Here is a 14,494-nt window from a genome sequence, read left to right as displayed (position 1 = left end):
TCTATGAGCGCACGCCTTCCACCGCCGCGAGCAGTTCGGCGCCAACCTCGTCCCAGTTGCGCGCCACGAAGCGCTCGCGGATGCGCGCGTTGGCCGCCTCGAGATAGCCCGGCTCGCCGATGACGCGGCGCAGCTCGGCGAGCCACGCCGCCTCGTCGTCGGTGTCGGCATGGAAGGCGAGACCCTGGCCGGCCTCGGGCAGCGACGTGTTGGCGGCGGCCAGGCAATACTTGCCGAAGGACAGCGATTCGAGGATCGGCAGGCCCCAGCCTTCGTACAGCGACGGGAAGAGGGTGAAGGCACAATTGGCATACAGCCAGGCGACCTCGCCGTCGGTCGGCCCCTCGACGAAGCGCAGCTTGCGGTTCCACATCAGCGTGTCGGCGGACATGGTCGCGAACAGTTCCTCGTAGCGCCAGCCGCGCTGGCCGGCGAACACCAGGGTTGGCGCCGCCTCGCCCAGCTCCTCGACCAGCCTGCGCCACAGACGATAGGCGAAAAGGTGGTTCTTGCGCGGGTTGATGGTCGAGACATAGACGACGAAGCGCCCCGGCTGCAGCGAATGGCGGGCCAGCGCCGCCGCGGGCCGCGGCACCACGCCGCCCTCGAGATCGGAGCTCAACGGCACGCGCACCACTGGCCGGATCGTCGCCTTCCGTTCGCGCGCATAGGCCTCGACGTCGTGCGCGACATAGGCAGAGGTCGCGCAAATCGTGTCGGCGCTCTCGATCAGGCCGTCGATGAAGCGCGTGAAGCGCCGGCGACCGGTCGCGTCGGTGAAGAACGCCGGCCGGCGGATCGGGATCAGGTCATGCACCAGGGCGACGAAGCGCACGCCGCGCTCGCGCTTCAGCCGTGCGATCTCGCGCAGCGGCGACGGGTTCCACCAGATGCCGAGCAGAAGCAGGGTCGAATCGCGCGCGAGCTCGACGGGACCGGAGGGCGTGTCGGACGGCTTTTCGCCGGCGCGCGTTTCCACCAGCACGTCGATGAAGTGGCCGAGGCGATCGGAGCCTTCGGTCAGCCGCAGGCGCTGCGCCATCGCGCGCCGCTCCTGTGGCGAGAAATGCTGCCAGGCCGCGGCGATCCGGCGAAAGGCGGCAAGCACGATGGTGCGGCCCGGTTCGCCGCTCACCGGCAAGCGACCGGCCAGCGCGGCCGACGCCCGGGCCAGCGCGCGCCGGAGTGCGGCCCTGGGATGCGGCTGCGGCGGCTCGGCACAGATCGCCTCGAGGTCGAGCGACTGCGCGCGCGTGATCGCTTCGAGGACGGCCGCGAAGTCGACCCGATGGAAATGCCTGTGCTGGTCGCTCCAGGCGACCACCGATGCGCCGCGTGCCGCGAGATATCGGGCGACCTCGTGCTCGACCCGGGGAATGCCGGTCTTCTTCTGGTGACGGCTCTCGAGCAGGTTGGTCACGCAGACATAGATCGGCGGTTGTTGCGTCACGTGCGCTTCCGCCGCCGGACGAGGGAAAATGGTGCCCCGAGTCGGATTTGAACCAACGGCCTACCGCTTACGAAGCGGTTGCTCTACCGCTGAGCTATCGGGGCGCCGCGCGGCTTGATACGGGAAACCACACCGGGCCGCAAGCTTGTCTGGCGACAAGCTTTTCCTTGCTCAGTCCCCCGCCGGCGCGGCATGGCTGCGGCCGTCCCGCGCATGACCCTTCTCGCCGCCGCCGCCCCGCTGGTTCTTGTCATCGTCCTGCTCGCCAGCGGCCGCTTCGGGGCCCTGGCGGCGGGCGCCGCCGGCCTGGCCGCAACGGTGATCGCCGCCCTGGGGCTGCACGGCACCGGGGGGTTCGCGGGCTTCGCCGTCGACCAGACCCTGGTCGGATCGTGGCTCTCCTGGCAGGTGATCTCGATCGTCGCCGGCGGCGTATTCTTCTACCGCTGCATCGCCGCCAGGGCGCAGCCGACGCCGCCATCGCAAACCATGGCAGCGGCGCCTGATCACCGCCGCCTGTACTTCGTCTGCTTCCTGCTCGGGCCCTTCGCCGAGGCGGTCACCGGCTTTGGCGTCGGCTACATCATCGCGCTGGCGGCGGTGAGCCGGCTGGGCATCGGCGGCGTGCCGGCGCTGCTCTTCGGCCTTTACAGCCAGTCGATGGTGCCGTGGGGCGCGCTGGCCGCAGGCACGACCGTGGGCGGGCTGCTCGCCGGCCTGTCGCCGACCACGCTCGGGGCGCTGTGCGGGCTGCTGCAGATGCCCGTGCATCTCGGCTACCTCGCCCTGTTCTGGTACTTCCGGCGCGGCATCGGCCCGGCCCCGACGGCCGCCCAGCGCCTCGACGACCTCGTGTGGACCATCGCGATCGTCGGCACGGTGTGGGCGTCGCATCTGGTCATCGATGTCGAGATCGCCGGCGCCGCGCCGCTGGGCGTGCTGGCGGCCTTGCGCTGGCTACGCGACGAGCGGCCCGATGCCGCGGCGCTGCGCCGCGCCGCGTCGGGTGCGGCGCCCTATGCGGCCCTGACCATCGCGCTGGTGCTGACGCGCACCGTCGCACCCTTGCAGACGATGCTGAAAAGCCTGTGGGCATGGCAGCCGATCGCCGGCCAGCCATCCTTCCCGCCGTTCTACGCGCCGGGCTTCTGGCTGCTCGCGGTCGGCCTGCTGAGCGCGCTGGCGCTGCGTGCACCCATCAGCGCCGTCGTAGGGAGCACGGCACGCGCGGCGTGGCGGCCCAGCGTCGTGACCCTGTTGTTCGTCATCATGGCCGCGTTCTATGTCGCGGCGGGCATGGCGGCGATCATCGCCGATGCGCTGTCCGCGGCGGTCGGCTCGGCCGCGGCGCTGGCGACGCCGCTGTTCGCGGCGGTCGGCGGCTTCCTCACCGGCAGTGGGGCCGCGTCGAACGCCATGCTGATGCCGATGCAGGGGGCACTGGCGGCCGAGACGCGCCTGCCGCTTGACTGGATCGCGGCGGTGCAGAACAGCGTCACCGCCAACCTCACCATGCTGTCGCCGATCCGCGTCTCGATGGGCGCGGCGATCCTGGCGCTGGCCGGCGGCGACGGCGCCGTCTATCGCCGCGCCTGGCCGCTGGCGCTGCCGCCGCTGCTCGTCGGCGTGGCGACGATCCTGGTGCTGCTGACGCGAAGCTGAGCTATAGCGTATTGAATCACTCTGTCATTCCGAGCGCAGCGAGGAATCCAGCGGAGATGCATGGATTCCTCGCTGCGCTCGGAATGACAGTGAACTCGCGTGCACGGGCCTTGAGCTAGGGTGCGGCGCGCTCTCGATGGAGGATTCTATGGCCAAGGTCGCCTTTCTCGGACTCGGCGTGATGGGCTTCCCGATGGCCGGGCATCTCGCGGCCAAGGGCCACGACGTCACGGTCTACAATCGCACCTTCGCCAAGGCCGAGCAGTGGACGCAGAAGCACAAGGGCGCGGCGAAGAAGACGCCGCGCGAGGCGTCGGAGGGCTGCGATATCGTCTTCTGCTGCGTCGGCAACGACGATGATCTGCGCTCGGTCGTGCTCGGCAAGGACGGCGCCTTCGCCGGCATGAAGAAGGGCGCCATCCTGTTCGACAACACCACCGCCTCCGCCAATGTCGCGCGCGAGCTCTACGCCGGGGCCAAGAAGCTCGGCCTGCATTTCGTCGACGCGCCGGTCTCGGGCGGCCAGGCGGGCGCGGAGAACGGCCAGCTCGCGGTGATGTGCGGCGGCGACCAGGAGCCGTTCGACCGCGCCAGGCCGGTGGCCGACAGCTTCGCCAAGGCCTGCACCCTGATCGGCCCCTCGGGCTCGGGGCAACTTACCAAGATGATGAACCAGATCTGCATCGCCGGCCTGGTGCAGGGGCTGAGCGAAGCGATCCATCTCGGCATGAAGGCCGGGCTCGACATCGAGAAGGTGATGGGCGTGATCTCCAAGGGCGCGGCGCAGAGCTGGCAGATGGACAATCGCTGGCAGAACATGGTCGCCGGCAAGTTCGACTACGGCTTCGCTGTCGACTGGATGCGCAAGGACCTCAACATCTGCCTCGACGAGGCGCGCAACCAGGGCGCGCGCCTGCCGGTCACCGCGCTGGTCGACCAGTTCTACGCCCAGGTGCAGCGCCGCGGCGGACGGCGCTGGGACACCTCGAGCCTGATCCACCTGCTCAACAACGACTGAGGTGCCGCGATGTACCGCCTGTTCGGACGCAGCGGCTGGGGCTCGGCGCTGATCGAGGCGCAGCTCGTGTGGTACGGCCGGCCCTTCGAGTTCGAGGAGGTCGGCGATCTCTTCAAATCGGCCGAGGCGCGCGAGAAGCTCGCGCGCGTCAATCCGCTGGCGCAGGTGCCGACCCTGGTGCTGCCCGACGGCGCAGTGATGACCGAGAGCGCGGCGATCACCCTGCTGCTGGCCGACGACGCGTCCGCCGATCGCACGCTGGTGCCGCCGGCGGGCACGAAGGAGCGCACGGCGTTCCTGCGCTGGCTGGTCTTCCTGGTCGCCAACATCTACCCGACCTTCACCGTCGCCGACGACACGAGCCGCTGGCTCACCGGCGAGGGGCCGCAGAAGGAGCTGCGTGAACGCTTCAACGACTATCGCCTGCGGCTGTGGCGCCAGGTCGAGGAGTCGCTGGGCGAGGGTCCGTGGTTCCTCGGCCAGCGCTTCAGCGCGCTCGATCTCTACGTCGCGATCATGACGCGCTGGACGCCCAGGCGTCCGTGGTTCGCCGAGACGCCGAAGCTCAACGCTATCGCCACGCGCACCGACGCGGTGCCCGATCTCGCGGCGGTGCTGAAGCGCAACTTCCCGACGTAGCGCCGCACCCTGTGATCCTCGGGGCCGCGGACGGCCCCGAGGATGACAGAGGGCTGAGCTACCGCGCCGACGACGTCACGTCGAACACGCCGACCAGCTGCGTCAGGCTGCGCGCGACATGCGCGGCGGTATCGGCATCGAGGCCGGCGACCTGGACGTCGACGGTCAGCACCTCGGCGTCGGGCGTGCGTGGCGTGCCCTCGAGCGCGGCGTGCACACGCAACGGCACCAGGCCGCGCTTGGCGATCAGCTCGAGCACGCGCGGCAGCAGGCCGGGCGAGGGATCGGCGGCGACGGCGAAGCAATGCACGTCGCGCGGCACGCTGTTGGAACGGTAGTCGGAAGCGGTCGGCTCAGCGGCCGTGACAGACAACATGTCGGGAACTCCGATCGGCGATGGCGAATGACAGCACGGCCCGGCCCTCGAGAAGGGCCGGGTGGCTAATTCGCCGCCGAAGGAGCATCGTCCCGGACATGAAAGATTGTTAGCACGCGGGCGCTCAGTTGGCCAGCTAGGCCTGGCGCGAAAGGAGGACCAGCGCGCCGCAGGCCAGCAGCATGACGAAGAACACGCCCATGCCGAAATTGTGGCGCACCGCCATGCGCAGTCGCTGGGCAAATGTGCGCCGCCGCCTGGGCGGTACCACCATGGTGCTGAAAAGCGGTCGCGCCCGCAAGCCGTCACTGGCGGTGTCGGGTGCGCTCATGGCCGCCTCAGCGGAAGACCGCGCTCAGTCGCACGCCAATGTCCCGCAGGGCGCAACGCAGATCCCACGAGAGGTCGTGCCAGAAGTCACGAATCGCGTTCATGGCCTGATGAATATCCCCCAACCCTACAGGAGGATTTTCGCGCGTTCCCTCTCACGATGAAATCATGAACAGATTCCTCTATGATATTCAGAGGATTAAAAGAAGAATCGCGCGTGCCCAGTGGCCATATTTGACCGTCGGCAAAGGTCGATTCGGGCGGTGGATCAAATCATTGTGGACCAATCACAATCCATGGCCTCATCTTCGGCTCGGTGACCAGCTCTACCCACTACATATTGTAGTGGTCTGGCCTCGCTTGCGATCAGCGGCGGGTGCGGCCATGCTCCGCGCGCGGTGACGACAAGGATCAGGACGATGCGGCTGCAGCTGGTGACGTGGCACGATGTCGAGGCGTATCTGCGCAAGAGCACCGGGATCATCATCCCAATCGGCTCGACCGAGCAGCACGGGCCCAACGGCCTGGTCGGCACCGATGCGCTGACGGCGGAGTTCGTCGCGCAGGGCGTTGGCGAGAAGCTGGGCGCGCTGGTCGCGCCGACGATCTCGGTCGGCATGGCGCAGCACCATCTCGACTTCCCCGGCTCGATGACCTTGCGGCCCTCGACCCTGATCGCGGTGGTGCGCGACAACATCCAGTCGCTGGTGCGCCACGGCTTCACCCGCTTCTTCTTCGTCAACGGCCATGGCGGCAACATCGCCACGGTGACGGCGGCGTTCTCCGAGATCTATGCCGAGCGCTCGCTTGTGCGCGGCAGCAACGCACCCTCGGTGAAGTGCAAGTTGCGCAACTGGTGGGAAGGGCCGGGCATCCGCGCGCTGTCGAAGGAGCTCTACGGCAATGCCGAGGGCAGCCACGCCACGCCGAGCGAAGTGTCGATGACCTTCTACATGCATCCGCAGACCGAGAAGAAGATGCCGATGTCGCCCGAGGTGGCGCCCAACGGCAGCTTCGCCGACGCCGAGGACTATCGCCGCGCCTTCCCCGACGGGCGCATCGGCTCGAACCCCAATCTGTCGACGGCCGCGCACGGCAAGCGCTTCTACGAGACTGCCGTCGAGGAAGTCGCCAGGGACTATCTCGCCTTCACCGCGAGCTGAACCGGAAGGAGTTGCGCATGATGCCCAGCGCCGAGCAACGCGACGCGATCTTCCGCGCCTTCGGGCGTGCGTTCTTCAAGCAGGACATGGAGGCGATGTACGCGGTGGTGACGCCCGACTTCACCTGGACGCTCCTGGCCAATGGCAGCCTGCGCACGCTCGATTCGCGCGAGAAGGTCGAGGCCTTCTTCACCGAGCGCAAGAGCCAGGTCGAGAACGTGCGCTTCGCCGACGTGGTCTATCACCACGCGCCGGACGCCTCGTTCATGACCTTCAGGATGACGGGAACCGACAAGGCCACGGGCAGGCCTTTCGCCGCGGTGGGCGTCGAGCGCTACACCTTCCGCGACGGCAGGCTGGCGGTGAAGGACGTCTATGTGAGGCCGGCGGACGCCGGCGGCTGAGCCGCGGCGCCGGGCGGACCGCAGCTCAGCGCTTCTTGCCGGTGGCGAGCTTGTGCGCCTTCGAGGCGGCGCCGACGGCCTTGACCATCTCGAAGATGCGCTTGCGCACCTTCTCCTCGTCAATCTTGTAGTAGGCGCGCACCAGCTCGAGCGTTTCGCGCTTGGCGAGCGGATCCTTCTCGTCCTCGAACGGCGTGCCTTCCTCGGCCAGGCCGGCCTTGCGGCCACGACCGCGGCCGCCGCGGCCGACCAGCACGTTCACCGGCATCTCGTCGAAGAAATACGAGACGGGCACGTCGAGCACCTTGCTGAACTCGTAGAGCCGGCTGGAGCCGATGCGATTGGCGCCGCGCTCGTACTTCTGGATCTGCTGGAAGGTGAGCCCGACAGCTTCTCCGAGCTTCTCCTGGCTCATGCCCAATAGCGTTCGCCGCTGGCGTACACGCATGCCGACATGAACGTCGACGGGATGACCTGCCATGGTCGCTTTGCTCCTTGTTGCGGCGACGCTCAGCGCTGAAATCCGTCGACTGGGACGTCCAGCGCTCCACGCCAATCCCGTACATGGCAGAACGCCACGTACGCCCCCGATTCACGGTGGGCGGGCGTGGCGCACTCATCGAATGAATGCTCAGTGTCCGACGTGGACCGTGAATCTATCGTCAACATAGCGTCAATTGGTCCTAACGTTAAGACATTATTTATACGACTGGTTGTCGCAAGGTGGTGGCCATGCGCGCCTTACGGGAAAATTACCACAGTCATTGTGCAGATTTTGAGATGCGGAATTGTCGGACCGAGACGCCGAGCGTGACGATGGCCATCAACGCCAGCAAGACGGCATCACCGTGGCGCCCGTACAACGTCGGCGACAGCGGCGGCGGCAACCGTTCATCAATTACTCCCTCGACGTTCATGCCGAGCTGGCGCAGTACGCGGCCGCCGCCGTCGATCACGGCGCTGATGCCGGTATTGGCCACACGGATCATCGGCAGGCCTTCCTCGACCGCGCGCAGGCGGGCGCTGACCATGTGCTGGTAAGGTCCGCTCGAGGTGCCGAACCACGAGTCGTTGGTGACGTTGAGGATCCAGGCCGGGCGCGGCCGGGGTACGATCTCGTCGGGGAAGATCGCCTCGTAGCAGATCGCCACCGCGAAGGGCGGCAGGCCGGGCAGGGCGATCGGTGTCCGCGTCTCGCCGAACTCGAAGGAGCCGCGGCCGATCGTGTCGCTGAGCGGGATGATGTCGCGCAGCGGGAGATACTCGCCCAGCGGCACGAGATGGATCTTGTCGTAGGTGGCGCGGATCACGCCCTGATCGTCGATGGCGTGCAGGCTGTTCCACACCGGCACGCCGCCGGTCAGCGCCGCGGCGCGCCGGTTCTCCTCCGGCGTCATGGGCCCGCGCGGCGCGCCGGCGAGCAGAAAGCCGCCTTTGGGCACCAGTGGCTGGAAGGCAGCGAGATAGGTCGGCGACTGCGCCAGCAGGAAGGCTGTCGCGGTCTCCGGCCAGATCACGTGCGCCACGCCGGCCGGCCGGCCGGCGGTGCTCAGCCGCATCAGCTTGGCGACATGTTCGGCGCGCCGTTCGGAGCGCCATTTCTCGCCTTGCGGGATATTGGGCTGCACCAGGCGCAGCAGCGGCCGCCCTTCGACCGGCGTGGTGCGGGCATCGGCCTGGGCCAGCCGAGCCTCAAGCGAGGCGCCGCCGGCCACGCCGATCGCCACCGCGAGCACCACGACGACGGCGCTCGGCAGCCAGCGTCTCGTGCCGGCGTCGGTCAGGCTCGCCGGCATCGCCAGGACGAGGATCGTCAGCAGGGAAAGGCCATAGACGCCGACCCAGGCGGCGGGCTGCAGCGCCGGTGCGCTGAACGCCCAGACGTGCCCGGCCGGGTTCCACGGAAATCCGGTCATGACGTGGCCGCGCCCCCATTCGGCGACGACCCACCACAGCGCGAACAGCACCACGCGGCGCCAGCCGGCGAAGCGGTCGGGCATCGCCCTGATGGTCGCGACGTAGAGCATGCAGGCGGTGCCGACAAACAGCGACAGCAGCGCCGCCAGGCCGAGCACGATGGGCGGCCCCAGGGGTGCGAAGATTGCCGGCGGCACGAAGAACGCCTCGATGATCCAGTAGCAGCCGACCGAGAAATGGCCCAGCGCCCAGAAGAAGCCGTCGAAGAAGGTCCGGCGGCGGCGCGGCGCCGGCCCCATCGTGCCGTCGAGCAGCCAGAGAAGGCCGACCAGGCCGATCGGCATCAGCGGCAGGACGTACCACGGCGGCATGGCGAAGCCGGCACCGGCGCCCAGCGCAGCAGCGACGGCAATTCGCCGCCATCCGGTCAGGCCGCCCAGCCAGCGGGCCCACGACGACAGTCCTCTCATCGGCGCATCCGTCGACAAACACCGTTTCCTTTCAATTGTTTACCCCGATTTCATTGCAGAAGAGAGGAACTTTGCTGTAGTATTTGCCTGTGGGATGGCCCATCGGCAGGGTCGGAGCTGAGACGCAATGTCCTTGATCAGGGAATGGTTCGCGGAGTGGGCGCAGGATTATTTCATCCGCCGCGGCTACGATCCCGTCAATCGCGTCATCAATGTGCTGGGCGGCCTTTTGGTCATCGGTGTTCTGGGAATGATCGCCGCGCACAGCTTCGCCTGACCGTCCGATCCGGCTTGTGAAGCGCCGCGCCGCGGCCTATGCCGCGCCGGCCATGCAAACCGACACCGCGCCGCATATTCGCACGATCTATGGCCGCCGCCAGGGCAAGAGGCTGCGCGCCCACCAGCAGGCACTGCTCGATGCGCGTTTGCCACACCTGCGCGTGCCGGTGACGCCCAGCCTCGATCCCGCCGACCACGCGGACCGGCTCGACCTCGCCGCCCTGTTCGGCCGCGCCATGCCGGGTGGCTACTGGCTCGAGATCGGCTTCGGTGCCGGCGAGCACCTGGCGTGGCAGGCCGACCAGCATCGCGACGTCGGGCTGATCGGCTGCGAGCCCTACATCAACGGCGTCGCCAAGGCGCTGGCGCATGTCGAGCGCCTGGGGCTGGACAACGTGCGCATCCACGACAACGACGCGCGCTTCGTCATGGCCGCGCTGCCGCCCGGCTCGCTGACCGCCGTCTTCGTCCTCTTTCCCGATCCCTGGCCTAAGGCGCGCCATCACAAGCGCCGCTTCGTCTGCCGCGAGAACCTCGATCGACTCGCGACCTTGATGGCGCCGGGCGCCGAGCTGCGGCTGGCGACCGACGATCCCAGCTACCTGCCGTGGATGGTCGAGCACGCCTGCCTGCATCCGGCCTTCGAGTGGCTCGCCGAGCGTCCCGGCGACTGGCGTACGCGGCCCGACGACTGGCCGCCCACGCGCTATGAACGCAAGATGCTGGCCGGCCGCACGCCGACCTTCCTCAGGCTGCGGCGTCATGCGATCGTGGGCGATCACGACATCGTGCGCGCGCGATAGTGCACCGGCCCCACAGGATAGCCGATGCGCCGCGACCAACTGTCTTTCCGCGGACGCCGCATTCGGCCTGCGGCCCGATGCCTGTCGCACTTGTACTGAACGCCCGCGATCCGTAAGGTTTCCGCCGGCCCGCCAGAGGCCGCGCCGCAGCCTTGGCCTGCGGCAGCATCAGACAGGGACGGAAAATGCGCGCCACGGAGCGACCTCATGCCGTTGCTTGAGGTTAAGGATCTTCACACCGAGTTTCGTACCGGCGCCGGCCTGGTCCGCGCCGTCGACGGCATTTCCTACACCGTGGAGCAGGGCGAGACCGTCGCCGTCGTCGGCGAGAGCGGCTCGGGCAAGTCGGTCGGCGCGCTGTCGATCATGCGCCTGATCGCCGATCCGCCGGGGCGCATAACGGGCGGCGAGATCGTGTTCGACGGCCGCGACCTGCGCTCGCTCTCGGAAGCGGAGATGCGCGAGGTGCGCGGCCGCGACATCGGCATGGTGTTCCAGGAGCCGATGACGTCACTCAATCCGGTGCTGACCATCGGTCGGCAGATCACCGAGGTGTTGGAGCAGCACCAGGGCGCCGATCGCGAGGCGGCGCACAAGCGGGCGCTGGAGCTGCTGGAAATGGTGGGAATCGCCGATGCGCCGCGCCGGCTGAAGCAGTACCCGCACCAGCTCTCAGGCGGCATGCGCCAGCGCGTGATGATCGCCGTGGCGCTGGCCTGCAATCCCAAGCTGATTATCGCCGACGAACCGACCACGGCGCTCGATGTCACCATCCAGGCGCAGATCCTCGAGCTGATGAAGGCGCTGACCGAGCGTTTCAACGTGGCGCTGATCGTCATCACCCACAATCTCGGCGTGGTCGCGCGCTACGCCCAGCGGGTCAACGTGATGTATGCCGGGCGCATCGTTGAATCGGGCAGCGCCGCGGCGATCTATCACGACCCGCGCCACCCCTACACCATGGCGCTGTTGCGTTCGGTCCCGAGGCTCGACCAGCCGCGCCGCGCGCGGCTCGATCCGGTCGAGGGCCAGCCGCCTGACCTGACAAGGCTTGACGGCGGCTGCTCCTTCCGGCCGCGCTGCCGCTTCGCCATCGAGAAGTGCGCGCAGTCGAGGCCGCCGCTCGAGCCGGCCGGCGAAGCGGGCCACAGCTCCGCGTGCTTTCGCCGCGACGAGTTGGGTGCGATGGCGGAGGCGGCGCAATGAACTTGGCGGCGCCCCTCGTCGAAGTGCGCGGCCTGCAGATGCACTTCCCGATCACCGAAGGCATCGTGCTGTCGCGCAAGATCGGCGACGTCAAGGCGGTCGACGGCGTCGACTTCACGATCGGCCGCGGCGAGACGCTTGGCCTGGTGGGCGAGAGCGGCTGCGGCAAGACCACCACCGGCCGCTGTATCCTCAGGCTCGAGAAGCCGACGGCGGGGCAGATCATGTTCGACGGCGCCGACGTCGCGCAGATGCCGCGCCGCGACCTGACCGCGCTGCGCCGGCGCATGCAGGTGATCTTCCAGGATCCCTACAGCTCGCTGAACCCGCGCATGAAGGTCGGCGACATCATCGGCGAGCCGATCAAGGTGCACGGTGTCGAGCCCGACGCTGCGAAGCGGCGCGAGCGCGTGCGCGAGCTGCTGTCGGTATGCGGGCTCGATCCCAAGTTCACCGACCGCTATCCGCACGAGATGTCCGGCGGCCAGCGCCAGCGCGTCGGCATCGCGCGCGCGCTGGCGCTCGATCCGGAGTTCATCGTCTGCGACGAGGCGGTCTCGGCGCTCGACGTGTCGATCCAGGCGCAGGTCGTCAACCTCCTCGAGGATCTGCGAGAGCGATTCAAGCTCACCTACCTGTTCATCGCCCACGATCTGTCGGTGGTGCGCCATCTCTGCCATCGCGTCGCCGTCATGTATCTCGGCCGCATCGTCGAGATGGCCGAATGCGACGAGCTGTTCGACAATCCGCTGCATCCCTACACCCAGGCGCTGCTCGCCGCCGTGCCGGTGCCCGACCCGACGGTCGAGGCGTCGCGCCGGTTCAGCCCGCCCAAGGGCGAGGTGCCCAGCCCGATCAACCCGCCCTCCGGCTGCGTGTTCCATCCGCGCTGCCCGATGGCGGTCGAGGGCTGCTCGCGCACGCGCCCGGCGCTGCGCGAGCTCAGGCCGGGCCACTGGGTCGCCTGCAGCGAAGCGACGTGACTATCGAGTAGGCGTACATCTGGAAGGGGATGGGGAAAGACCAGACAGGTTCTTAGGGAGGGTGTGATGAAGTCCAGAACGGGACTATGGGCCGCTACCGGCCTTGCCTTGACGGCGATGCTCGCCGTCGCACCGGCCAGCGCGCAGGCGCCCAAGCGCGGCGGCACGCTGGTGTTCATGATTCCGGCGGACTCGCCGCCGAGCTTCGACGGACACCGCGAGACGACGTTCGCCACGGTGCACGCCACCGCGCCGTTCTACAGCGTGCTGATCCGCGTGCCGCCCGACAACCCGGCCTCGACGACCGAGTTCGTCTGCGATCTGTGCACCGAGATGCCCAAGCCGACCGACGGCGGCAAGACCTACACCTTCAAGATTCGCTCCGACGTGAAGTGGCACGACGGCAGCAAGCTCACCGCGCATGACGTCGGCGCCAGCTGGAGCCGCATCGTGTTCCCGCCCAAGGGCATCACCAGCGCGCGCGTCAGCTACTACTCGATGGTCGAGAAGATCGAGGTGCCGGACGACTCCACCGTCGTCTTCCGCCTCAAGGTGCCGTCGGCGGCCTTCCTGCCGGCGCTCGCCGATCCCTTCACCTACATCTACAAGAAGGAGATCCTCGACAAGGACCAGCACTGGTACGAGAAGAACATCATGGGCTCCGGCCCGTTCAAGTTCGTCTCCTACGCGATCGGCCAGTCGATCAAGGGTGAGCGCTACGCAGACTACCACCACAAGGGCCAGCCCTATCTCGACGCCATCGAGGGCATCTTCGCCGCCAAGCAGGCGACCCGGGTCGACGCCGTCCGCGGCGACCGCGCCGCCATGGAGTTCCGCGGCGTGCCGCCGTCGGCGCGCGACGAGCTGATGAAGGAGGGTGCCGACAAGATCGTCGTCCAGGACAGCGACTGGAACTGCGGCAACATCGTCACGCCCAACCACAAGCGCAAGCCGTTCGACGACGTGCGCGTGCGGCGCGCGCTGGCGCTCGCCGTCGACCACTGGCGCGGCGCGCCGGCGCTCAGCAAGATCGCCATCGTGCGCACGCCCGGCGGTATCGTCTTCCCGGGCTCACCGCTGGCGGCGACCAAGGAGGAGCTGCAGCAGATCGTCGGCTTCTGGCCGGACATCGAGAAGTCCCGCGCCGAGGCGCGCCGCCTGCTCAAGGAGGCGGGGCAGGAGAACCTCAAGTTTACCCTGGTCAACCGCAACGTCGACCAGCCCTACAAGTTCGTCGGCACCTGGCTGATCGGCGAGTGGAAGAAGATCGGGCTCGAGGTCGAGCAGAAGGTGGTACCCACCGGCCCGTGGTTCCAGGCGATGCGCACCGGCGACTTCGACGTCGTCGTCGACGCCAACTGCCAGAGCGTGGTCAACCCGGCGCTCGACACCAGCAAGTACCTGCCGCAGAAGGAGTATCCCGAGAGCTACGGCGGCTACGATGATCCCAAGTCGAGCGAGCTCTACAAGAAGATGCTCGCCGCGACCGATCCGAAGGAGCAGCGCGCAGCGATGCGGGCCTACGAGAAGCATACGCTCGACACCATGGTGCATGCGATCGTGACGCCCTACTGGTATCGCATCCTGCCGCACCGCGCCTACGTCAAGGGCTGGAAGATCAGCCCCAGCCACTACCTCAACCAGGATCTGGCCAACGTCTGGCTGGACAAGTGAAGTGACTGCCCTTCTCCCCGCGCAGGCGGGGAGAAGGCGCCGAGCGCAGCGAGGCGGATGAGGGGCTTCGCGCCGGCGCAACGAGCAGACTGGAAGTCGAGAGACCTCCAAGCCCCTCAT

15 protein-coding genes and 1 tRNA gene are annotated in these 14,494 nt (G+C 68.0%); 10 read left to right on the top strand and 6 right to left on the bottom strand.

The features are described 5' to 3' along the window. Position 1: 1 nt before the first annotated feature. Both KF889_09170 and KF889_09165 read right to left on the bottom strand, forming a co-directional pair. A complete protein-coding gene (locus KF889_09170; protein ID MBX3499602.1) occupies positions 2–1,450 on the bottom strand; it encodes a glycosyltransferase family 4 protein in 1,449 nt (482 codons plus the stop codon). 29 nt (positions 1,451–1,479) lie between these two features. Further along, a tRNA-Thr gene (locus tag KF889_09165) sits at positions 1,480–1,554 on the bottom strand. An 88-nt stretch (positions 1,555–1,642) separates the two neighbouring features. On the opposite strand from KF889_09165, the gene KF889_09160 reads away from it, so the two are divergent. From KF889_09160 to KF889_09150, 3 genes are all read left to right on the top strand, one after another. Next, positions 1,643–3,112, top strand: coding sequence for an L-lactate permease (locus KF889_09160; GenBank protein MBX3499601.1), 1,470 nt, complete (start codon positions 1,643–1,645; stop codon positions 3,110–3,112). 148 nt (positions 3,113–3,260) lie between these two features. Beyond that, a complete protein-coding gene (locus tag KF889_09155) occupies positions 3,261–4,130 on the top strand; it encodes an NAD(P)-dependent oxidoreductase (GenBank protein ID MBX3499600.1) in 870 nt (289 codons plus the stop codon). Positions 4,131–4,139: 9 nt separating this feature from the next. Next, positions 4,140–4,769: a glutathione S-transferase family protein gene (locus tag KF889_09150; GenBank protein ID MBX3499599.1), complete on the top strand. Its 630-nt coding sequence runs from the start codon at positions 4,140–4,142 to the stop codon at positions 4,767–4,769. Between the two features lie 58 nt (positions 4,770–4,827). On the opposite strand, the gene KF889_09145 is transcribed toward KF889_09150, so the two are convergent. Both KF889_09145 and KF889_09140 read right to left on the bottom strand, forming a co-directional pair. Then, the gene (locus tag KF889_09145; GenBank protein MBX3499598.1) at positions 4,828–5,145 is read right to left on the bottom strand and encodes a hypothetical protein; all 318 of its coding nucleotides are present in this window, start codon (positions 5,143–5,145) and stop codon (positions 4,828–4,830) included. Positions 5,146–5,281: 136 nt separating this feature from the next. Then, positions 5,282–5,476 (bottom strand): hypothetical protein, encoded by a 195-nt coding sequence (locus KF889_09140; protein MBX3499597.1) that lies wholly within the window; start codon positions 5,474–5,476, stop codon positions 5,282–5,284. A gap of 418 nt (positions 5,477–5,894) precedes the next feature. On the opposite strand from KF889_09140, the gene KF889_09135 reads away from it, so the two are divergent. After that, a complete protein-coding gene (locus KF889_09135) occupies positions 5,895–6,638 on the top strand; it encodes a creatininase family protein (protein MBX3499596.1) in 744 nt (247 codons plus the stop codon). A gap of 17 nt (positions 6,639–6,655) precedes the next feature. Beyond that, entirely contained in the window at positions 6,656–7,042 is a 387-nt protein-coding gene (locus KF889_09130) for a nuclear transport factor 2 family protein (protein ID MBX3499595.1), read from the top strand. 25 nt (positions 7,043–7,067) lie between these two features. On the opposite strand, the gene KF889_09125 is transcribed toward KF889_09130, so the two are convergent. Then, positions 7,068–7,523: a helix-turn-helix transcriptional regulator gene (locus KF889_09125; protein ID MBX3499594.1), complete on the bottom strand. Its 456-nt coding sequence runs from the start codon at positions 7,521–7,523 to the stop codon at positions 7,068–7,070. A 280-nt stretch (positions 7,524–7,803) separates the two neighbouring features. Continuing rightward, on the bottom strand, positions 7,804–9,429 hold the full coding sequence (lnt, locus tag KF889_09120; GenBank protein MBX3499593.1) for an apolipoprotein N-acyltransferase: 1,626 nt from the start codon (positions 9,427–9,429) through the stop codon (positions 7,804–7,806). 127 nt (positions 9,430–9,556) lie between these two features. On the opposite strand from lnt, the gene KF889_09115 reads away from it, so the two are divergent. The 5 genes from KF889_09115 (at position 9,557) to KF889_09095 (ending at position 14,374) form a co-directional block, all read left to right on the top strand. Beyond that, positions 9,557–9,706, top strand: a complete 150-nt coding sequence (locus tag KF889_09115; GenBank protein MBX3499592.1) for a hypothetical protein — start codon at positions 9,557–9,559, stop codon at positions 9,704–9,706. A gap of 52 nt (positions 9,707–9,758) precedes the next feature. After that, positions 9,759–10,511, top strand: a complete 753-nt coding sequence (locus KF889_09110; protein MBX3499591.1) for a tRNA (guanine(46)-N(7))-methyltransferase TrmB — start codon at positions 9,759–9,761, stop codon at positions 10,509–10,511. Positions 10,512–10,718: 207 nt separating this feature from the next. Next, on the top strand, positions 10,719–11,717 hold the full coding sequence (locus KF889_09105; protein MBX3499590.1) for an ABC transporter ATP-binding protein: 999 nt from the start codon (positions 10,719–10,721) through the stop codon (positions 11,715–11,717). Then, entirely contained in the window at positions 11,714–12,700 is a 987-nt protein-coding gene (locus KF889_09100) for an ABC transporter ATP-binding protein (GenBank protein MBX3499589.1), read from the top strand. Before KF889_09105 ends, KF889_09100 begins: the two co-directional genes overlap by 4 nt. A gap of 66 nt (positions 12,701–12,766) precedes the next feature. Continuing rightward, the gene (locus KF889_09095) at positions 12,767–14,374 is read left to right on the top strand and encodes an ABC transporter substrate-binding protein (protein MBX3499588.1); all 1,608 of its coding nucleotides are present in this window, start codon (positions 12,767–12,769) and stop codon (positions 14,372–14,374) included. Positions 14,375–14,494: the final 120 nt, after the last annotated feature.

The sequence above is a fragment of the Alphaproteobacteria bacterium genome, from assembly GCA_019635875.1.
Classification (GTDB): Bacteria; Pseudomonadota; Alphaproteobacteria; order Reyranellales; family Reyranellaceae; genus JAFAZJ01.
The sequence above is the reverse complement of the archived record's forward strand: the minus strand, read 5'-3'. Positions and strand labels throughout refer to the sequence as shown.